The 19,584-nt window shown below is 53.6% G+C and carries 18 protein-coding genes; 6 read left to right on the top strand and 12 right to left on the bottom strand.

Annotated elements, in window-relative coordinates:
• Positions 1-15: 15 nt before the first annotated feature.
• The 4 genes from ntrB to egtC all read right to left on the bottom strand — a co-directional run bounded on the left by ntrB (position 16) and on the right by egtC (position 5,175).
• Complete coding sequence (gene ntrB / locus L5220_RS10170) at positions 16-855, bottom strand: nitrate ABC transporter permease (RefSeq protein WP_099799252.1); 840 nt, start codon at positions 853-855, stop codon at positions 16-18.
• 57 nt (positions 856-912) lie between these two features.
• Positions 913-2,214 (bottom strand): CmpA/NrtA family ABC transporter substrate-binding protein, encoded by a 1,302-nt coding sequence (locus tag L5220_RS10165; RefSeq protein ID WP_448515424.1) that lies wholly within the window; start codon positions 2,212-2,214, stop codon positions 913-915.
• 63 nt (positions 2,215-2,277) lie between these two features.
• On the bottom strand, positions 2,278-3,879 hold the full coding sequence (locus L5220_RS10160; RefSeq protein ID WP_448515449.1) for a ferredoxin--nitrite reductase: 1,602 nt from the start codon (positions 3,877-3,879) through the stop codon (positions 2,278-2,280).
• 441 nt (positions 3,880-4,320) lie between these two features.
• Complete coding sequence (gene egtC / locus L5220_RS10155) at positions 4,321-5,175, bottom strand: ergothioneine biosynthesis protein EgtC (protein WP_499573385.1); 855 nt, start codon at positions 5,173-5,175, stop codon at positions 4,321-4,323.
• Positions 5,176-5,282: 107 nt separating this feature from the next.
• Here egtC and L5220_RS10150 point away from each other — a divergent pair, with 107 nt between their 5' ends.
• Positions 5,283-5,993 carry a DUF2232 domain-containing protein gene (locus tag L5220_RS10150; RefSeq protein WP_499498791.1) on the top strand — a complete coding sequence of 237 codons (711 nt, stop codon included), beginning with the start codon at positions 5,283-5,285 and terminating at the stop codon, positions 5,991-5,993.
• On the opposite strand, the gene fni is transcribed toward L5220_RS10150, so the two are convergent.
• A complete protein-coding gene (fni, locus tag L5220_RS10145) occupies positions 5,990-7,018 on the bottom strand; it encodes a type 2 isopentenyl-diphosphate Delta-isomerase (RefSeq protein ID WP_227517353.1) in 1,029 nt (342 codons plus the stop codon). The two genes, L5220_RS10150 and fni, sit on opposite strands and share 4 nt — an antisense overlap.
• Before the next feature lie 54 nt (positions 7,019-7,072).
• A complete protein-coding gene (locus L5220_RS10140) occupies positions 7,073-8,671 on the bottom strand; it encodes a trypsin-like peptidase domain-containing protein (RefSeq protein ID WP_499573383.1) in 1,599 nt (532 codons plus the stop codon).
• Positions 8,672-8,817: 146 nt separating this feature from the next.
• On the opposite strand from L5220_RS10140, the gene gltX reads away from it, so the two are divergent.
• Positions 8,818-10,275 (top strand): glutamate--tRNA ligase, encoded by a 1,458-nt coding sequence (gene gltX, locus L5220_RS10135; protein WP_448527339.1) that lies wholly within the window; start codon positions 8,818-8,820, stop codon positions 10,273-10,275.
• Here the strand turns inward: gltX and L5220_RS10130 are convergent.
• From L5220_RS10130 to L5220_RS10105, 6 genes are all read right to left on the bottom strand, one after another.
• On the bottom strand, positions 10,272-10,781 hold the full coding sequence (locus L5220_RS10130; protein WP_499573381.1) for a pentapeptide repeat-containing protein: 510 nt from the start codon (positions 10,779-10,781) through the stop codon (positions 10,272-10,274). The genes gltX and L5220_RS10130 overlap by 4 nt on opposite strands.
• A 141-nt stretch (positions 10,782-10,922) precedes the next feature.
• A complete protein-coding gene (locus L5220_RS10125) occupies positions 10,923-12,605 on the bottom strand; it encodes a hypothetical protein (protein WP_448527338.1) in 1,683 nt (560 codons plus the stop codon).
• Between the two features lie 139 nt (positions 12,606-12,744).
• Positions 12,745-12,948, bottom strand: a complete 204-nt coding sequence (locus L5220_RS10120; RefSeq protein ID WP_099799245.1) for a phycobilisome linker polypeptide — start codon at positions 12,946-12,948, stop codon at positions 12,745-12,747.
• A gap of 144 nt (positions 12,949-13,092) precedes the next feature.
• The gene (apcB, locus tag L5220_RS10115) at positions 13,093-13,578 is read right to left on the bottom strand and encodes an allophycocyanin subunit beta (protein WP_099799244.1); all 486 of its coding nucleotides are present in this window, start codon (positions 13,576-13,578) and stop codon (positions 13,093-13,095) included.
• Positions 13,579-13,634: 56 nt separating this feature from the next.
• The gene (apcA, locus tag L5220_RS10110) at positions 13,635-14,120 is read right to left on the bottom strand and encodes an allophycocyanin subunit alpha (protein ID WP_099799243.1); all 486 of its coding nucleotides are present in this window, start codon (positions 14,118-14,120) and stop codon (positions 13,635-13,637) included.
• Positions 14,121-14,356: 236 nt separating this feature from the next.
• Entirely contained in the window at positions 14,357-14,674 is a 318-nt protein-coding gene (locus L5220_RS10105; protein WP_099799242.1) for a DUF3067 family protein, read from the bottom strand.
• Positions 14,675-14,809: 135 nt separating this feature from the next.
• Here L5220_RS10105 and petC point away from each other — a divergent pair, with 135 nt between their 5' ends.
• The 4 genes from petC to L5220_RS10085 are packed head-to-tail and all read left to right on the top strand — an operon-like array spanning position 14,810 to position 19,471.
• Entirely contained in the window at positions 14,810-15,352 is a 543-nt protein-coding gene (gene petC / locus L5220_RS10100) for a cytochrome b6-f complex iron-sulfur subunit (RefSeq protein WP_448526026.1), read from the top strand.
• A gap of 17 nt (positions 15,353-15,369) precedes the next feature.
• Entirely contained in the window at positions 15,370-16,305 is a 936-nt protein-coding gene (gene petA, locus L5220_RS10095) for a cytochrome f (protein ID WP_099799240.1), read from the top strand.
• 24 nt (positions 16,306-16,329) lie between these two features.
• Positions 16,330-17,736: a tRNA uridine-5-carboxymethylaminomethyl(34) synthesis GTPase MnmE gene (gene mnmE, locus L5220_RS10090; RefSeq protein WP_448527358.1), complete on the top strand. Its 1,407-nt coding sequence runs from the start codon at positions 16,330-16,332 to the stop codon at positions 17,734-17,736.
• 4 nt (positions 17,737-17,740) lie between these two features.
• Positions 17,741-19,471: an ABC transporter ATP-binding protein gene (locus L5220_RS10085; RefSeq protein WP_499573377.1), complete on the top strand. Its 1,731-nt coding sequence runs from the start codon at positions 17,741-17,743 to the stop codon at positions 19,469-19,471.
• Positions 19,472-19,584: the final 113 nt, after the last annotated feature.

The following is a 19,584-nucleotide window of genomic DNA, read 5'->3' as shown; positions in this document are numbered from 1 at the left end:
TAAGTAAGGGTACGCTTAGGAATGAGCTTCGTCGCCGTGGCTGAGCAGCCGCCCCGCAAACGCCACAGAGCGATCCAGCACCAAACCAACGATACCGACATAGATCACGGCCACAATAATTTCACTGACAAGGGAACTGTTCCACGCATCCCAAATAAAGAAACCAATCCCCACGCCACCAATGAGCATCTCTGCTGCCACAATGGCCAACCATGACAGGCCAATGCCAATCCGCAGACCCGTGAACACGTAGGGCACCGTTGCTGGAACCAGAATGTTCAAAAAGTAATCCTTCCGGGAAAGTCGCAGTACCCGCGCCACATTTTTGTAATCCTTGGGGATTTGCTGCACGCCAACAATAGTATTGATAATGATCGGCCAAATCGCCGTAATAAAAATGACAAAAATGGCCGCCGGCTCATTGTCTCGCATGGCTGCCAGCGAAATCGGTAACCAAGCCAAGGGGGGAACCGGTCGGAGCACCTGCAAAATGGGATCTACCGCATCATAAAGCACCCGGCTAGCGCCAATGAGCATTCCCAACCCCACGCCAGCGATCGCTGCTAGAGAAAAACCAATCGCCACCCGCCGCAGGCTCGACAGAATCTGCCAACCTAAACCGACATCATTACCGCTGCCGGTGTAAAATGGATCAATGATTAACTCCCACGTATCCGCAATCACCTTCAGGGGAGTGGGCAATTTTAATAGACCCACCATACAAATCAATTGCCAGAGGGCTAAAAAACACACCACCCCCAAACTACCGAGGAGCACCTTGCGAAAGACTGGCAACCTTTGCACGTGTTTGAACCACCGTTGCCGCCGCGAAACTCTCAAAGAACTACTTGTCATGATGTGTATCCCTGTCGTTAATGTTTCACTAATTGTGACCAGCTACCTAGGGTTGGGCTAAACCTTCTTGAACGTCAAACTGCTCAGATAAGCTTGAGGATTCTGGGGATCAAAGGCCACCCCATTGAAGAATGTCTCCACCCCACGGGAAGTGGTCGTGGGAATCTCCGCTGCGGGTACTCCAAGCGCTTTTGCTGCCTCTCGCCACAGATCTTCGCGATTGACCGCCTTAATTAGGGCGGCTGTATCCGTATCAGCAGGTAGGTAGCCCCAGCGAATGTCTTCCGTGAGAAACCACAGATCGTGACTTTGATAAGGGTAGGAGGCAGAATCCCGCCAGTACTTTTGCATCAGGTTCGTATCCTCAAGGGTGCGACCATTGCCAAAGTTAAATTTGCCTAGCGATCGATCCAAAATGTCCTCCACCGGCACCTTAAACCACTCCCGCTTCGAGAGAATCTGCGCCATTTCTGGCTTGTTGCTATCTTGATCGCACCACTGCTGCGCCTCCATAACCGCCATTAAGAGCGCCTTGGCTGCTTTGGGATGTTGATCGACCCAGTCGGCTCGCAACGCAAAGGATTTTTCCGGATGATCTTGCCAGAGTTCCCCTGTGGTAATGGCACCTACCCCCACCTGTTGATTCACCGTTTGCAGAGGCCAAGGTTCACCGACACAGAAGGCTTCCATGGTTCCCGTTTTCATGTTGGCCACCATCTGGGGCGGGGGCACCACAATTAACGACACATCCTTGTTGGGGTCAATACCGCCTGCTGCCAGCCAATAACGCATCCACAAATCATGGGTTCCCCCCGGAAAGGTGACGGCCACTTTGACCTCTTTGCCCTGTGCCTTCGTCTTGGCAAAGGCTTCCTTGAGGGGGCTACTGTCTGTACCAACCTTTAGGTCTTTGTAGGTATTGGCCAGAAGAATCCCTTGGCCATTGGTGTTGAGGCGCGCCAAGATATACATAGGCACTTTTTTGCCATCAGTAATGGTGCCTGCGGTCATTAGGTAAGGCATGGGGGTAAGGATATGGGCACCGTCAATGCCACCGCCTGCAGAACCAAGGACGAGGTTATCCCGAGTTACCCCCCACGAGGCTTGCTTGAGCACCTCCACATCCGGCATCCCGTACTTGGCAAAATAGCCCTTTTCCTTAGCAATGATTAAGGGTGCCGCATCGGTGAGGGCAATAAAGCCCAGTTTGGCAGTGGTGACCTCAGGCGTTTCCGCCACTGTTGTGGGCTGTCCCTCGCCAGCGGTTTGTTGGTTGCTACTACAACCATGGGAGAGGAGAGTGACGGCGGTGGTGGCGGCGGCAGTTACTAGAAAACGGCGACGGGAAAAATGAGTCATAGTGTGTTCAGTCCTTATGTTCTACATTGCAAGAGGGGAATTCATGAACTGGGTGCGGTATCTTTAGTGCACCACCATGGCCACCGCAGGGGTAGTAGCAGGCGGGGTATCCGAGGTAATGGGTCGCGCCCCAAAGTGCTCAATTAACAGTTGCCGTAGGACGTCGGGTAGCTCATCGCAGGGGATGGCTTTTTTGACACAGGTTCCTAACTGGGCGTCTTTGCCTACTTTGCCTCCCATGTACAGATCGACCGCATCAACGGTTTCGCCATTCCGGCGGGTTTTGGTGCCCATCAGGCCAATGTCGGCAACTTGGGGCTGGCCACAGGAGTTGGGGCACCCTGTCCAGTGGATGCGCACCGGTTGCGGCAGCACCAGTTGTTGATCCAGCCAGCGAGCTAACGCAAGGGCACGGTTTTTGGTTTCAATGAGGGCAAAGTTACAGAATTGCGCCCCGGTGCACGACACCAACGATCGCTGCAAGGGTGGCGGTTCTAACTGAAATTTTTGTAACAGGGGTTCTTTAAGTAGGCTAGGTAGCACCGCATCGGGAATATGGGGGATGAGAATGTTTTGCTCAACGGTGAGGCGGACTTCCTTTTGGCCGTAGGTTTGGGCAAGGCGCGCCAATTCGTAAAAGTCTGGGGCATAGAGCCGCCCTACGGGCACATGCAGGCCAACATAATTAAGTCCTCGCTGTTTCTGACGGTGTACTCCCAAGTGATCCCGTTTGTCCCAGTCAATTTCATCGTTAGGAGCGGCACTCAATAGCTCAAAGGGCAGTTTCGCCGCCACTTCAGCGCGGAATCGATCGATCCCCCATTCATCGATGAGCCACATCAGGCGAGCTTTTTGGCGGTTGCCGCGCAGCCCATGATCCCGGAAGAGTTCTAAAATAACTCGGCACAGTTCGACAACGGACTCATCGGGGGGAACCCAAGCATTGAGGGGAATAGCCGCAGCGCAGCGCCGGGCAGAGAAAAAGCCACCCACTAAGACATTAAACCCCAGCCGCCCTTCGCGGTAGGCAGGAACAAAGGCAACATCATTAATTTCCGCGTGGACGGAATTATCCCGCCCCCCCTCGATGGCAATGTTGAACTTGCGCGGTAGGTTCGTGAACTCAGGATTCCCTTGGCCGTTGTTGGTGATCATGGCCTGCAACTTCATGATCAGCGGGCGAGTATCAATGAGTTCGGCAGCATCAATGCCCGCAACAGGTGAACCGGTCAAGTTGCGGACGTTATCCATCCCTGATTGCACAGATGTTAGGCCGCACTCGTGCAACTGCTGAAGAATGCTGGGAATATCCTCAATGGGCACGCCGCGAATCTGAATATTTTGGCGGGTGGTAATGTCGCCGTTGCCGTGCTCACCATAGCGATCCACAATGTTGCCGAGGGTGTGCAATTGTTGACTGGTGAGAATGCCGTTGGGTACCCGCAGCCGCATCATGAACTTGCCTGGGGTGACGGGGCGAAAGAAAACCCCCAACCACTTCAAGCGCACATCGCGATCGGCTTCGGGAATGTTTTCCCAGCCAATGGCAGCAAAGTGCTCTAACTCATTTTTGACGGCAAGGCCATCTTTCTCACGTTTGATGGTTTCAATTTTGTTGCTCACGGTCTTAGCCTTTGCGTCTCGTTGGGTAACTTGACCCCCAATTTAGGGAGCTAGACCATGAATTTTTGTAAATTCAGCTACATTTTTCTTGCTATTATGCAACTTATGTATTAAGCATATACGTTACTTGTATTAATCGGCTCTACCCAGCGACTCGGCCAGCAACCAGCTATGGACTTATTGCTTCAGGGACGCGAAGAGTTCACGAATTACAAGCGGCAGGGCTTCTGGTGAAATATGCTTGCCTAAAGCAGTACCTAATGTTGGGTTTTGATACGTCTGTTCGTAATACCTGTCCTCCTGCAACAAAACCTAATGTGGTAGTTCTAAAGATGTGAGGATAGGGAAGGCGGCGTTATCTCAATTACATCTTGGCAACGACTTCGCTGACCTGCCCTTGCTGTCACTCCACTCATATCGTCAAGAACGGCAACATCCATAATGGCACGCAGGCCTTTAATCAGGAAAACGTTATCATTTGTGCTAGAAGGAGTAGGTTTCCGGTTCACTTTGCAAGCTCATCAACAGCAGCTTATTTTCCGGTAGCGGGTACCACTGGTTTTCCTGATCTAGCGGCTCAGAGGCTACTTGCAGTTTTTCGGCATCCTGACTCCAGTAGAGGGTGGGGGGAGGCACCGATCGCGCACAGCGCCCCGCCAAAACATACATGCCATCGGTGAGAATAATGGCGGCACTCACACTGGTACGCGCTGCTTGGGCAAGGGAAAAAATAATCTGTAGGGTTTGCCGTAGCACCATCACGGGCGACAGTTGCGGGTTCAAGACAAGCTCATTGCAAAAGAGAGCAAAGATGTGTTCTGAATCTGTCGAGCCTTCGACAATGTTGTAGCAAATATCCGAGAGGCGATCGCGCATTGGCCGATACAAGGTCTGGCGAAAGTTATCGATAAAGCCATTGTGAACCCCCAGCCAGCGTCCCCAACGAAACGGTTGGGTATTGGTGATCTGTACAGGCTGGCCGACGGTGGCACTGCGGACATTGGCCAGAAAACAGGGAGCGTCGATGAAACGGCTCAGATGCTCTAAAAAGTTAACATCGTGCCACATGGGCATCACTTGCCGATATAGAAAAGGCAGCAGATCCTGACGGGTGTGGTACCAGCCAACTCCAAAGCCATCGGCATTCAGGAGTCCCGAGGTCATCTCGCGGGGGTGATAACTTTGCACCAGTAAGGAATGGGGCGCATCCACAAGGGCGTAGGCAAGGCTTGTTTTGCGCCCCATATAGGCGTAGAGACGACACATAGGTTCAATCGTAAAATCTATTAAAGGTCGGACGTGGCTAGGCTGAAGCGCGAGGGGGTCATCGTTGATCATAACCAGACACCAATGCCTGTGGGGGATAGGATGCATCCAGTTTGGTAGCTGGCAACAGGACTTGCTAGAGTGTTAACACAGCGTTGTAACCCTGACGACACCTTTGGATGAAACCCACCGATCCCTTGGATGATGATTTTCCGGCAGTGCCCCCCATCGCTTCCCATGAGCACGCTCAAGCCCTAGGGCGATCGCAGGTACAGCGTACCTTGGTCATTACTGAAACTGCCTTTCTGGCGAGTACCGCTGCCTTGATGTGGGTGATTAACTTTTATCTGCCGGTCGGTCCGGTGCTGCGCCTCTTTTTCCCCATCCCCATTGCCTTGGTGTATCTACGCTGGGGGCGGCGTGCCGCATGGATGGCCGCCATCGTCAGTGCGCTGCTGTTGTCGGTGTTGATGGGGCCGCCGCGCAGTCTGCAATTTTTGCTGCCCCACGGCATCATGGGGGTGATCTTTGGCGGCTGCTGGGCAAAACAACAAGGCTGGGGACGGTCTATCCTGAGTGGGGCGGCGATCGGCACGGCGGGGKTTTTYTTTCAAATTACGCTAGTCTCAATCCTTTTAGGAGAGAACCTGTGGATTTACTTTAATCAACAGGTAACAAATTTTATCGATTGGGTACTGGTGAACCTCAATCTAATGCTGGAACCAACGGTCACCCTTATCCAAGTGGTTGCGCTGCTGCTTGTCTTTTTGCAGTCCACGGTCTATGCCTTGGTTGTCCACATTTTGGCATGGACACTTCTAGAGCGCCTTGGCAACCCCATTCCGGATCCGCCCCCGTGGCTACGAGCCGTTTTGGAAGAGCCTCGCTAGCAACGCTCAAGGCAAGGGCGTTGCTGCAGGTGGGCAATACTCTGGTTCCCCGTACAAAACAAGATGGTTTTTAACTCAGCCAAAATTAGCTCAATGCGTTCGTAAAGAGCGTTCTCTGATTGGTGGGCAGCTTGCAAAAAGGGTCGTGCCAAACCCGCTAGATTCGCTCCTAAGGCTAAGACCTTGGCCACATCAGTTCCGTGCTGTAGCCCACCAGAGGCAATCAGGGGAACCTGCGGCAACCTAGCACGAATTTGCTCAATACAGGTCGCTGTGGGAATACCCCATTCTCCAAAGGCTTGGCCGAGGTAGCGTTGCCGTTGATCGTGAGCACGGGCAGCTTCCACTTTCGCCCAAGAGGTACCGCCAGCGCCAGCAACATCAATGGCAGCAACCCCTACGTCTATGAGCCGCTGTGCCACCTCACCACTGATGCCATTCCCTACCTCTTTAACGATGATGGGGACGGGTAAGGTCTGGCAGAGCATGGCAATTTTCGGCAGTAGCCCCTTAAAGTTGCGATCGCCCTCGGTTTGCACCGCCTCCTGCAGGGGATTTAAGTGCAAGATCAAGGCATTCGCTTCCAGCATCTCAACAATTTTTTGGCACTCTGCCACCCCACAGCCATAGTTCAACTGCACTGCCCCTAAATTTGCCAAGAGGGGGATGGTTGGGGCGTCTTGGCGAATCGCAAAGGTGTCGCGCACCTGGGGTTGCTCCAGCATAACCCGCTGTGACCCTACCCCCATGGGAATGCCAATCTGTTGGGCAACCCGTGCTAGCCGTCGGTTAATTTCCCCAGCGTCGGGGGTGCCGCCGGTCATGGAGGAAATCAGGAGGGGAGCCGCCAGGGGCCACCCTAAGAAGGTGACCCGCAGGTCAATATCGGCAAAGTCCAGTTCCGGCAGGGCGCAGTGGCGAAAACGGTAGCGCTCCAGCCCTGTGGTGCTCTCCTTGGCGGCTACATCATCACTCATACAAAGCTGGAGGTGCTCTGCTTTCCGTTGCTCTATGGGGCTGTCCACCGTGGGTTGTTCCTTATGGCTGGTTGTCCTGGCAATTGTGCAGTTATGGTAGCCCTAGAGGCGTTCAATCTCACGAATCACACTCATCAATTCTTCATAGGATTCGCGATTGCCTTGGCGGCGATACAACTCCGCCGCTTGGCGCAGATCCGGCAAGCTTGCCCGCGGGTTTTCTTCCAGCAGGTAGGTGACTCCGCGTACGGCAAAGGGCATCGGATCGTTGGGGGTGAGCCGCGCTAGCGCTGCCCAACTCGGGCGGCTGAGGGCATAGTCGCCCATCAAAAAGGCGGCGACACCTCGGAGCAAATGGTAGTCGGTGCTATTGGGGTTGGCGGCAATCAGCTGATCAAAGGCAGGAATGCTTTGGCGAAAATCACCACTTAAAAAGAGTGCCAAGGAGCGAATGACTTGAAGATCATTGTTATTGGGGCTAATGGCTAGACTGCGATCAATATCGGCGACTGCGTTGCCAAAGTTACCCAGCAGCAAATTCAAAAAGCTACTGACACCATAGGCTTCCGCATAGCTGGGGTTCAACGCTATGGCTTTGGCAATATCCTGCTGTAGGGTTCCGGGTCGCTGGGCGACATTGCGGCTAAAGGTTTCTAGCAGGGGGGTTGGTGGGTTCGGTGGAAAGGCATCTTTGAGGATGGGGTTGCCTTGGGTGAGGCGGCTGAGGTGTTTAACCCCCAGCTCTTCGCCCAGTTGGGTAAAGTCTTGGTTGGGTACAAGGGCAAAAAACTGGGCAACGGCACGGCCAAGGTAGGCTTCGGCGTAGTTGGGATTCAGGGCGATCGCCTGAGTGTAGGCTTCGACAGCCCCAGCAAAGTCTTTTTTCTGAAAGCGAGCTTCAGCGGCTAGGAAGTAGTCCGCTGGCTTCATGGGCAAACTGGGGGGGGTGTTTGCAGTGGCGATCGCCGGTGAACCGCCGGTTCTAGGCAAGGAGGGTGGTGTAGCAAGGCTGACGTAGGTGTTGATGGGAATCCCTAAGTTAAAGCCCCGCTTCACAAACACACTATTGGTCTTGCTGCCCTCTTGAATCAGGGTCGAGGCGACATCGCCGCTGCCGTGCACCCCAATGAGTCGGCCATTTTCATCCAGCACAGGCCCACCGCTCATCCCCGGCAGAGTGGCATTGCTATAGACCAATGCATACCCATCTTGGATCGGGCGTGAGGCATTGGCGGTAAGTCGCCCCTCCGTAAATTGGTAAATGCCACCGAGAACGGAGGCACTTTGGGAGGGAAACCCAGCCACAAAAACGGTCATGCCTTCAATGGCCTCCGTAGAGTTGCCGAGGGTGGCTAGGGCATACTCCCGGTTGGTTTCAATTTCTAGGGTTGCTAGATCAACCCCCGGCAATGGTCGAATGGAGTTGGGTTTAATGGTATGGCGCTGGCCATCAGCGGTTTTGACCGCATACTCGCCGGGCTTTTCGACAACGTGGTGCGCGGTGAGGATGGTATAGGTATTGCCGCTGCGCTTGAGTAAAATACCAGAGCCATGGCTGCCCTTGCCCTCAATGAGGACGGTGATATTTTTGGCAATGCGAGCCACTTCGGTTACGGATGCCGCGTGACTTGTCCGTGGCTGCACAATCTCTACACTGGCGATCGCCATCCCCAGAACTGCCCACACGGTCCAGCGAGCCATACCAGCACTCCCAAGCCATCTAAAGGTATGTCACCCCTATCTTACCGCCTTGATTTGGCAGACGCTAAGACGCGGTGTGGCACAAGTCCTAAGGGCTGTGCACGGTACTGATAGGATCAAAAAGGCACGTGGTCTTGAGGTTAGCCGTGACAGTTCGGGTTCGCTTAGCACCTAGTCCTACGGGACATCTCCACATTGGCACAGCACGCACCGCCGTGTTTAACTGGCTCTATGCTCGCCATGAGGGGGGAACCTTTATACTGCGGGTGGAAGATACCGATCGCGAGCGCTCTCACCCCGCCTATACCCAAAATATTCTCGATGGCCTGCAGTGGCTAGGCTTGCAGTGGGATGAAGGCCCCATCTTTCAGAGCGATCGCCTCGCGCATTACCGTACGGCGATTCAATCTCTCCTCGACCAAGGCTACGCCTACTATTGCTACTGCACCCCCGCAGAACTCGATGCCCTACGGGCAGAGCAAAAGGCAAAGGGGGTAGCGCCTCGCTACGATAACCGCCACCGCCACTTAACCCCTGAGCAGCAGGCTGCCTTTGATGCAGAAGGACGGATGCCAGTGATCCGCTTCAAAATTGACGATGATCGGGTTATCCAATGGCAGGATCGAGTGCGGGGGCTGGTGTCATGGCAAGGTGCGGATCTAGGCGGTGACATGGTCATTGCCCGGGCGGCACCCCGCGGGGAGATTGGTTACCCCCTCTATAACTTAGTGGTGGTTGTGGATGACATTGCCATGGGGATCACCGATGTGATTCGCGGTGAAGATCACATTGGCAACACGCCAAAGCAACTTCTACTGTACGAAGCGTTGGGGGCACCACCGCCAACCTTTGCCCATACCCCTTTGATCTTGAACCAAACGGGTCAAAAGCTGTCTAAGCGAGATGGGGTGACCTCTATCTCAGAATTTCGTGCCATGGGCTATCTCGCMCCCGCCATGGTGAACTATATGACCCTGCTGGGCTGGTCTCCCCCAGAGGGTATTGGCGAGCTGTTTAGCCTAGAGGTAGCAGCGCAGCACTTTAGTTTTGAGCGCATTAACAAAGCGGGGGCTAAGTTCGACTGGGATAAATTGAACTGGCTGAATCGTCAGTACATTCAACAACTGGATCGTGAGTCTCTGTTGCAGATGTTGATTCCCTTTTGGCAAGAGGCAGGCTACACCTTTGACCCCCAAGGCGATCGCCCGTGGCTGCTACTGCTAGCAGAACTCTTGCAACCCAGCTTGAATACGCTACAGGAGGCCGTGTCCCAAGCAGCGCTGTTTTTTGTCCCTGAGGTGACGCTAGATAGCGAGGCAACCACACAACTGGCGCAACCCCAAAGCACCGAAATTATTGCTGCCATTGCCAGCCAACTGAGCCAACAAACCTCTTTTAGTGTGGAACTCGGTCAACACCTTGTGCAGCAGACCACCAAGGCACTGGGGGTAAAAAAAGGTGCGGTGATGCGATCGCTGCGAGCCGCCTTAACGGGTGCGGTACACGGCCCAGACTTAATGGTGACTTGGCAAATCCTGCACCTGCGGGGTTGGGATCAGTCTCGCCTCAGCGCCGTCCTTCAAGATGGAGCAACCACTGCCTAGGGCTGCCTTGATTCATCAAACAGGGTCTGACTGAGATTGGCACCGCTGAGGTTGGCGCGATCTAGGTCGGCACCCTTCAAATTAGCGCCGCTGAGGTTAACATCAATCATGTTTGCCCCTTTCAGCACCGCGTTTTCAAGGTTGGCACCCGCAAGGTTGGCGTTCACCAAATTGCTCAGCGTCAGGCGTGTCCCCACTAACTGGGCACCCGATAGGTCGGCATTCACCAAAATAGCAAGGTAAAAGCTGGCACGGCTGAGGTTGGCATTTTGCAGGTTCGCCCCAAACAGGTTTACCCCAGCAAGGTAAGCACCTTCCAAATTTGCCCCCGCCAAATTTGCCTTAAAGAGATTGGTATCCATCAAATTCGCCCCCCGCAGGTCGCAGTTGGGGCACTGGCGCGTCTGTAGCAATTGGCGCACATGAGCCGGGTTTTCAGCAGTAGCCCTAGACGCAATTCCCAGAGACAGACTACCGATAAGCGTCACTAGAATCATTTTGCCCATGACTGAGTCCTCGTAATGCTCCCCTCGGCTTGCGCCAAGTCGCAGTGTATAGCAAATCACGCCCCTTGCCTATGCCAACTGGCGCTCCGAGGACGCTGTGAACGGGGAGCTTCCAGCTGCAAAACATGGGCTGGATGAGCCTCAACCCTCAGAATCGATGGGGCTACTAGGGGGAGGTGTTGCAAGGGCGCGGTTGACTAAGGCTTGTAGGGTGGGTAGCTGCTGGGTATGGGGGCAGTAGTAAAGGTTGACGTTGCCGCGATCGGTATCTTCCCAAAACTTAGGTTGGGCCTGCCGCAGGCGATCGCAGTTTTGTAAAAACGCCCGCCTAAAGGTTTCGGTGCCAAGAATACTCGCATCTTCAACAATATCGGCCACGATGCGCTCTGCTAGGCGTAGCTGCTGCCGCTCTAGATAAAATAAGGCCAAGCCCATTTGTAACAGTCTCACACCAGTACTTTTACTGCTGGGGCGATCGCCATTTTGGGGCTGACTCAACTCTGGTGGGTTGTCAAGGCGCAGCATTTCTTCAAGCAATTCTAGTTGCAGCGCCTCATCCCACTCCTCTTCGTTCACAAGAATCAAAATTTTCTTTAGCTCAGCTGCAAACACATCAACAATAAAGAAAAGGGCAGGGCTATGGTGGGCAAGCTGGTAAATTTCATTGCCATACTGCCGCAGATAGTGCACACTTTTTTGGACAATGTAAGGGCGGCGATAATACACTAAACTTTCAATGAATCGGCGATAATGAAAGGCAAGATTGTACAGGTTACGGGCTTCATTATGGCGGTTACCGTGCTTGATGGTGAACCGCAGCATCGTATTAAAGCGAATAACCATTAACTCCAGCAGATCATCATCACCTTCGTTGAGAATGGCTTGGGCGATCGCACACATTTCTGAGCCACACAGTGAGGCTAAATTAAACTCGTTTTCCTCTAGAAAGCGGACGTAGGCATTGCCCAAAAGGCGAAAGCATTTTTGTTCATAGAAACTATGCTGCTCTTCAATTTGCTTAAACTGATCAAACATCGTCTTGAAGGAAATATCAGCCGCCACAGAGCTACTGAGGCGAAAAAAATAGGGCGTATAGCTCTGCTTTAGGCAAATATAGTGCTGTAGTAAGCCACTCATCGCCTCAATAATTTCTGCTTGCGGCCCGCGAAAGGCAACGTAGGTGAGCAGAGCATCCAGTTGGTTTAGCCCTTCGATTAAGTAGGATTGGCTACGCCGCACCAGTCGCGGTTGATACTGCTGCTGCCCTAAGACCCCTTTTAACCGTGTCATAAAGTGATGTTGGCGTTGATAGATCTGCTGCACAACACTTTCTGGTTGAATGGACTTGAGAATGTAGAAGATATAGGGTAGAGCCGTAATAATCGCAAGGGGAAGTAACCCATAGAGATTCAGCAGCGTGCTACCAACGGGATGGGCACCGAGATCCCACAACACGTTAACGTAGAGAATATGGGCACCACTGAGGGCTAGGCACCAGACATAAATAAGGCTGATCCAATCATTCAGGTACAGCTCGGTAATTTTAGGAATGTTTTGAGCTGCAATGGAAATGACAATAATCAGGGTGCCAAGGGTCAGGCCAATGACCGCTAGCCATACCTCTGGGGCAAAGCCAATATCCATCTCAACACTAGAGCTGCCTAAGAGGTGTGCAAGGCCGGGATGATAGGCACTGAGAATAACTAAAAGGCGATTCACGGCCACATCCAAACCGGCGATCGCCCCGAAGCTAATGACAAACGCCACAAGGGAGCGTGGTAAGCCATCAATGGCATAGCTGAGGAGCCAATGGCGCAAACCCATCAATAGTTCTCAGTGGTGTTGACTGCATCATAAAAAGCAAAAACTCCACCGCTGTGATGATCGTCAAAGCAATGTTTTGCACTGCTCAGATGACTATCCTAGCGGTGAAGTCTCTACTAGGCGTGGGCAAGGGGCAAGTTTAGGCCAGACCCGTGTTGATGCCCGGCTTACCGGTCGAAAGCTCCACTTTCACAATTTTGCCACCCATTTTCTGGATGCGTTGCTGCTCGCGGAACCAGTTTTCGTAGGGCACCAGCTTCGTGAAGTAGGTATTCTGTAACTCGCGCTGCGTACGAATGCGAGTCTGGCTCGGAACGCAGGCGGTGATTTTGAACATGCGCATGGGATCAGTGACTCCAAATCTGCGTAGGGTGATTACACGTCTGGGAGCTAAAGGCCAGAATCAGACTGTTTAAGCAGAATTGCCATGACAGGCTGACACCCTAACCCCTAACTCCCAGACAGGCGTGCTACTGGAGAGCCGTAATTAGCTTAAACCAGAGCAGATGTAGTCGAAGTAGATGCCCATTTCCTTACCGGCATCGGCACCCACCAAGCTGGCGGTAACTTCTTTCATGGCTTGGATGGCTTGCACGGTGGCAGCAATAGGCACACCCAAGGAGTTGTAGGTCTCTTTCAGACCATTGAGTACCCGCTCATCGAGAATCGAGGGATCACCTGCCAGCATCGCATAGGTGGCATAGCGGAGGTAGTAGTCAAGGTCGCGGATACAGGCGGCATAACGACGGGTGGTGTACATGTTGCCACCGGGGCGGGTGATGTCAGAGTACAGCAGCGACTTGGCTACAGCTTCTTTGACGATACCAGCCGCGTTAGCACTGATCACCGTGGCTGCACGAACGCGCAGCTCGCCAGTGGCGAAGTAGGCTTTCAGTTTTTCCAGAGCAGCGGTATCAAGGTATTTGCCCTGAACGTCAGACGAGTTGATGACAGCGGTAATCGCGTCTTGCATGGTTCGTTTTCCTCAGAAGATTTTCTAGTGATGGATACAGTTCAAGCGCACGAGACCTACTGCATGGCCCCAATGACGAAGTCAAAGTAAGAACCAGCTTCGGCAGCATCTTCAGCAGAGAGCAAGGAGGCAGCAACGTTTTTCATCGCCCGTACCCCTTCTGCAACCGCCGGAATGGGGGTGCCCAAGGAGTTGTACATTTCCCGCACGCCCACCAAGCCAATTTCTTCGATGGGGGTCACATCGCCAGCAACGATACCGTAGGTGACTAACCGCAGGTAGTAGTCAAGGTCGCGCAGACAGGTGGCGGTCATTTCTTCACCGTAGGCATTGCCACCGGGGGAGACCACATCAGGACGTTTTTGGAACAGTTGATCGCCAGCTTGCTTAACAATCCGCTCGCGGTTTTCCGTCAGGGTTTGGGCAATGCGCAGACGACGCTCACCAGTACTGACAAAGCTTTTGATGCGATCCAGTTCGCCGGGGCTGAGGTAACGGGCCTCGGCATCAGCATTCACGATCGATTTCGTGACGACGCTCATTGAGTTCCTCCAAAGTTGGAATTGTAAAACAAGGGGCTTGATAATGTGGCATCTGCCATCGGAATGCTACGGTAACCACTGACCTCCTGCGAGGTTGGCTGTGGCACTGCCCCCCTAGGGCTGACGTAACCTTCCGCAAACATTCTCAGGCATAGCGGGGACATGTCTCACATCATCGCAATCCTTTTTAACATTTTTAACATTTTTTCAAACTTATACGGCCAAGCCAGCTCGACCTACTCCAGCCATTCGATGATGCGGGTTCCCAGTTCAAGGGGAATACTCACGGCTTTCCCAAGGCGGGGTTTTTCGCGGGTTGTTTCGAGGTAGTGGCACACCTGCTCGGTGCAGCCCCAATCGTTGAGATGCTGGGCGATCGCCGCCAAATGAGCAGCATAATCTTCGGGGCTATCGGGGTAGGAGGCTTGCTCAAGGTAGCGCCACATCACCTGCAGGAAAATGCGATCGCCGGCGCGGCGGAACTGTAGATCGAAGGAGCGCCCCCATTTGCGTAACAGTAGAGCGTGCAGTGCTTCGCCAGTGAGGAGAGTCATCGCCAGCAGCAAAAACCTAAAGGGTAATGTTTGCGGAATTGATCGGCATTCGATCGGCGGGAGTGTGATAATAGTTAACAAACGTAATTATTTTACGGCTGTCTATTTCGATTCCTTAGTAAATAAGCGTAAACCATGGCTCAAGTTTCTGGAATGTCTGATGTGCCCGATATGGGGCGACGGCAGTTTATGAACCTCCTGACCTTTGGTACCATCACTGGTACAGCGTTGGGAGCGTTGTATCCGGTTGTGAAGTACTTCATTCCGCCCTCCAGTGGCGGCACGGGGGGTGGCGTTGTCGCCAAGGATGCCTTGGGCAATGATATTAAGGTATCTGACTATCTGAGTAAGCATATTGCGGGCGATCGCTCCCTCGCCCAGGGCATTAAAGGGGATCCCACCTACATCATCATTACCGAGGATCACCAAATTGCTAACTACGGTCTCAACGCCGTTTGCACCCACCTTGGCTGCGTGGTGCCTTGGAACGTCAGTGAAAATAAATTCATTTGCCCCTGCCATGGTTCGCAGTACGATAGCACCGGCAAAGTAGTGCGCGGTCCGGCTCCCCTCTCGTTGGCCTTGGTCAACACGAGCATTACCGAAGACGACAAACTTGTCTTTTCGGTATGGACAGACACCGATTTTCGCACGGGTAAAGAACCGTGGTGGACTTAAAAGACTTAGGGAGTGGTATGAAACGTTTCTTGCAATCTTGCACACTGGCGATCGCCCTTGCCGCCAGTTTATTGCTGTGGGCACCCCGCGCCGATGCCTACCCGTTCTACGCGCAGCAGGGCTATGACAGCCCCCGTGAAGCCACAGGGCGGATTGTTTGTGCCAACTGCCACCTAGCGGCTAAACCCACTGACGTGGAAGTGCCCCAGGCGGTAACCCCTGATTCGGTCTTTGAAGCGGTGGTCAAAATCCCCTACGACACCAGTGTGCAGCAGGTGTTGGGGGATGGGTCTAAAGGAGGCTTAAATGTTGGAGCAGTGTTGATGCTGCCTGAAGGCTTCACCATTGCCCCTCCGGATCGCATTCCTGAAGACCTCAAGGCCAAAACCAGCGGTGTGTTCTACCAGCCCTACAGCGAGGATAAGCAGAACATTATCTTGGTTGGCCCGCTGCCGGGTGAGCAGTACCAAGAAATTGTCTTTCCGGTGCTAGCTCCCAACCCCGCCAATGACAAGTCCATCCACTTTGGCAAGTACTCTGTGCATGCGGGGGGGAACCGCGGCCGCGGTCAGATTTATCCCACGGGCGAAAAGAGCAATAACAATGTCTTTACTGCACCGATCGCGGGTACCATTACCAGCATCAGTACCAATGGGGATGGCAGCAGTGCCGTGGTCATTACCGCGGACAGTGGTGACACCGTTACTGAAACCGTTCCCCCAGGGCCAGAGCTCATCGTTAGTGAAGGTCAAGCCGTTGCGGCAGGGGAGGCTCTTACCACCAACCCGAATGTGGGAGGGTTTGGTCAGAAGGATACCGAAATTGTGCTGCAAGACCCCAACCGGATTAAGTGGTTACTAGTCTTCTTTGCCGCCATTACCCTCTCGCAAATCCTCTTGGTTCTGAAGAAGAAACAGGTGGAGAAAGTGCAAGCGGCGGAAATGAATCTCTAGGAGTTCTATTGCGCGCCCTTTGTGCTGCCTCTCAGTGACACCATTGTAGCGATCGCCACGGCTATTGTGCCCCAGCAAGGGAGTATCGGCATTGTTCGTCTCTCAGGCGCCAAAGCGGTTGCGATCGCTCGGTGTTTATTTGTCGCCCCCGGTAAACAGCCGTGGGACTCCCATCGCATTCTCTACGGCCATATTCGGGATCCAATGACTCAGGAGCAGGTGGATGAAGCCCTGCTGCTGCTAATGTTGGCACCCCGCTCCTATACCCGCGAAGATGTTGTGGAGTTTCATTGCCACGGCGGCATGATTCCCGTACAGCGGGTTGTACAACTCTGTGTCGCGGCGGGAGCACGCTTAGCGGAGCCYGGGGAGTTTACCCTGCGAGCCTTTTTGAACGGTCGGCTGGATCTCACCCAAGCCGAAAGTGTTGCTGAGCTCGTAGCAGCGCAATCCACAGCCGCTGCACGAATTGCCCTTGCCGGGTTGGAGGGGAAACTTGCCCGCCCCCTCAAACAACTTCGCCAGACCTGTTTAGCGCTACTGGCTGACATTGAGGCCCGCCTTGACTTTGCCGATGACCTGCCACCGCTTGACGCTGGTGCCATTGCTGAGCAAATCCATCACGTACAACGCCAAGTAGAGCAATTGTTAGCAACCGCAGAGGGCGGCCAACTCCTGCGCACGGGGTTGAAGGTGGCCATCGTCGGTCGCCCCAACGTGGGGAAATCTAGTCTGCTGAATGCGTGGAGTCGCTGCGATCGCGCCATTGTCACCGACTTGCCAGGTACGACCCGCGATATTGTCGAGTCGCAGTTGGTCGTGGGGGGGATTCCCATTCAGGTACTTGACACAGCCGGAATTCGAGTCACAGAGAACGTGGTGGAGCAGCTTGGTGTGGAGCGATCGCGCCAAGCCGCCTTGAGTGCCGACATTGTTCTATTTGTCCTAGATGCCAGCCAAGGGTGGACCGCAGCGGATCAGGAGATCTACGATCAGTTAAAGTTAGCTGAGCGCCGCCAACAGTCCCCCAACGCTGTCCTCATGGTTGCCAACAAAGAGGATTTACTGCCCGCTGCGGCGAACTGCCATGATCTGCACCTACCCATGGCACCCATTCCCACAGTGTTCCTGTCTGCCCTTACCCAAACCGGCATCAACCATCTAGAAACAGCGATCTTAGACTTAGTGCACGGCCATAACCTGCACGCTGCCAACTTAGAGTTTGCCCTCAATCAACGCCAAGCCGCCCTACTGCAACACGTTCAGCATTCATTAACCCATGTATTACAGGCCATTGATGAGCAACTGCCCCTCGATTTTTGGACCATTGACCTGCACGCAGCGGTACGCGCCTTGGGCACACTGACGGGGGAAGATGTGACTGAATCCGTGTTAGAACAAATCTTTAGCCGTTTTTGCATTGGAAAATAGCCCCATGCTCTGGAATGCCAGCTACCGTCCGCTGTTTCCCTACATCCTTCCCCATCGGCGACGGTTGGCAGTGGCCTTCCTCTGTACCTTGGGCTATGTCTCCACCATGCCGGCGATCGCCTACCTCATTGGCCAAGCAGCCAAACTCATTGGTGCAGGAGATCTCCGGGGGCTGATCCAGTGGTGTGCCGCCTCCTCACTGTTGTTTATTGGTCGCAGCGTTTGCCAGTTTGGCCAGGATGTCTTAATGGCCGATATTTCTCTGCGCATTGTCTATGATATTCGCCTTCGCCTCTACCGGCACCTGCACCGCTTAGGAGTGGACTATTTTGAAACCGCTGCCACCGGGGATCTCACCTATCGGCTCACCGAAGATGTAGATCGCATTGGTGAGGTCATTAACCGCAGCTTTCATCGCCTCCTGCCCTCAGCCCTAACCACCATTGCCGTCATTGGCTACATGTTTTTGCTCAACTGGCAACTAACCCTAGGCACCATGATCATTGCCCCGTTGATGACCTTTCTCATTGGTTGGTTTGGCAATCGCCTCATGCGCCAGTCGCGGCTGAGTCAAGATCGAATTGCCAGTTTAGCCTCCCATTTAACCGAGGTCTTTTCCGGGATCCGTCTAATCAAAGCCTTTGCCGCCGAAGACTATGCAGTGCAACAGTTTGAGCAGCAAGCGGACAAAAACCGCCGTGCCCGTTACCGCGCCGATCGCATCAAAGCCATGCAGTATCCCGTGATTGGGTTTCTCGAAGCCTTGAGCATCATGCTGCTATTTATCCTTGGGGCATGGCAAATCAACGCTGGCCACCTCACCGGTCCTGAATTCCTTAGTTTTGTGGCGGCGGTAGCGCTGCTGATGGAACCCATTAATATGGTTTCAACCGACTACAACGAACTGAAGGTGGCGCAAGCCTCCGTAGATCGCAGTTTTGGCCTACTGGCGATCGAGCCGACCATCAAAGAGGCCACCAATGCCCAACCCTTACCCGCTATTTCCGGAAAAGTCGAGTACCGCGACATTACCTTTGCCTATCAGCCCGGACAACAGGTGCTGCAGCACTTTAGCTTGATGGCCTTTCCGGGAGAGGTAATTGCCTTGGTGGGGCACTCTGGCGCGGGTAAATCCACCATTGTCAACCTTCTACCCCGCTTTTACGATCCCCAAGCTGGTACAGTACTGGTGGATGGCATTGATGTTAAAACCGTTACCCTAAAAAGTTTGCGGCAACAGATTGGCATTGTCCCCCAAGAAACCATCCTCTTTTCGGGCACCATTGCCGACAATATTGCCTTTGGTCACAATCAAACGGATCATGACCTACTCATTGAAGCGGCAAAAATTGCCAATGCCCATGACTTTATTTCGACGTTTCCCGATGGGTACCAAACGTGGGTAGGGGAGCGCGGGGTGAACTTATCCGGGGGGCAGCGGCAACGGTTGGCGATCGCCCGTGCCGTCTATGCCGATCCACGCATCTTAATTTTAGATGAAGCCACCTCTGCCCTTGACTCCGAATCCGAAGCCTTAGTACAAGATGCCCTTGAGCGTGCCATGAAAGGTCGAACCGTATTTATCATTGCCCATCGCCTTGCCACCGTGCGCCGCGCCGATCGCATTCTGGTGATTGAGCAAGGGCGCGTCATTGAATCCGGTACTCACCACGAACTCATGGCCAGCCCCTCTCGCTATGCCCAGTTTTATGCCCACCAGTATTTTCATGGATAGCCTGAAACAGTCTTTGGAGGCAGTTGACCCGCGGCAATTTTCCCAACAAAACGTAATACAATCTTGCCATCACACGTCTTGGTAACAATCCTGTTAGAATTAGCGCGTTCAAT

This window comes from Synechococcus sp. PCC 6716 (assembly GCF_022570815.1).
Lineage (GTDB): Bacteria > Cyanobacteriota > Cyanobacteriia > Thermosynechococcales > Thermosynechococcaceae > Thermosynechococcus > Thermosynechococcus lividus.
Note: the sequence above shows the minus strand (reverse complement) of the source record. Positions and strands in the feature narration are given on the sequence as shown.

Coding starts and splice junctions, on each gene's coding strand:
- ntrB (WP_099799252.1), bottom strand. CDS start 855: ATGACAAGTAGTTCTTTGAGAGTTTCGCGGCGGCAACGGTGGTTCAAA.
- L5220_RS10165 (WP_448515424.1), bottom strand. CDS start 2,214: ATGACTCATTTTTCCCGTCGCCGTTTTCTAGTAACTGCCGCCGCCACC.
- egtC (WP_499573385.1), bottom strand. CDS start 5,175: ATGATCAACGATGACCCCCTCGCGCTTCAGCCTAGCCACGTCCGACCT.
- L5220_RS10140 (WP_499573383.1), bottom strand. CDS start 8,671: ATGGCTCGCTGGACCGTGTGGGCAGTTCTGGGGATGGCGATCGCCAGT.
- L5220_RS10130 (WP_499573381.1), bottom strand. CDS start 10,781: ATGGGCAAAATGATTCTAGTGACGCTTATCGGTAGTCTGTCTCTGGGA.
- L5220_RS10125 (WP_448527338.1), bottom strand. CDS start 12,605: ATGGGTTTGCGCCATTGGCTCCTCAGCTATGCCATTGATGGCTTACCA.
- L5220_RS10120 (WP_099799245.1), bottom strand. CDS start 12,948: ATGCGCATGTTCAAAATCACCGCCTGCGTTCCGAGCCAGACTCGCATT.
- apcB (WP_099799244.1), bottom strand. CDS start 13,578: ATGCAAGACGCGATTACCGCTGTCATCAACTCGTCTGACGTTCAGGGC.
- apcA (WP_099799243.1), bottom strand. CDS start 14,120: ATGAGCGTCGTCACGAAATCGATCGTGAATGCTGATGCCGAGGCCCGT.
- L5220_RS10105 (WP_099799242.1), bottom strand. CDS start 14,674: ATGACTCTCCTCACTGGCGAAGCACTGCACGCTCTACTGTTACGCAAA.
- petC (WP_448526026.1), top strand. CDS start 14,810: ATGGCTCAAGTTTCTGGAATGTCTGATGTGCCCGATATGGGGCGACGG.
- petA (WP_099799240.1), top strand. CDS start 15,370: ATGAAACGTTTCTTGCAATCTTGCACACTGGCGATCGCCCTTGCCGCC.
- L5220_RS10085 (WP_499573377.1), top strand. CDS start 17,741: ATGCTCTGGAATGCCAGCTACCGTCCGCTGTTTCCCTACATCCTTCCC.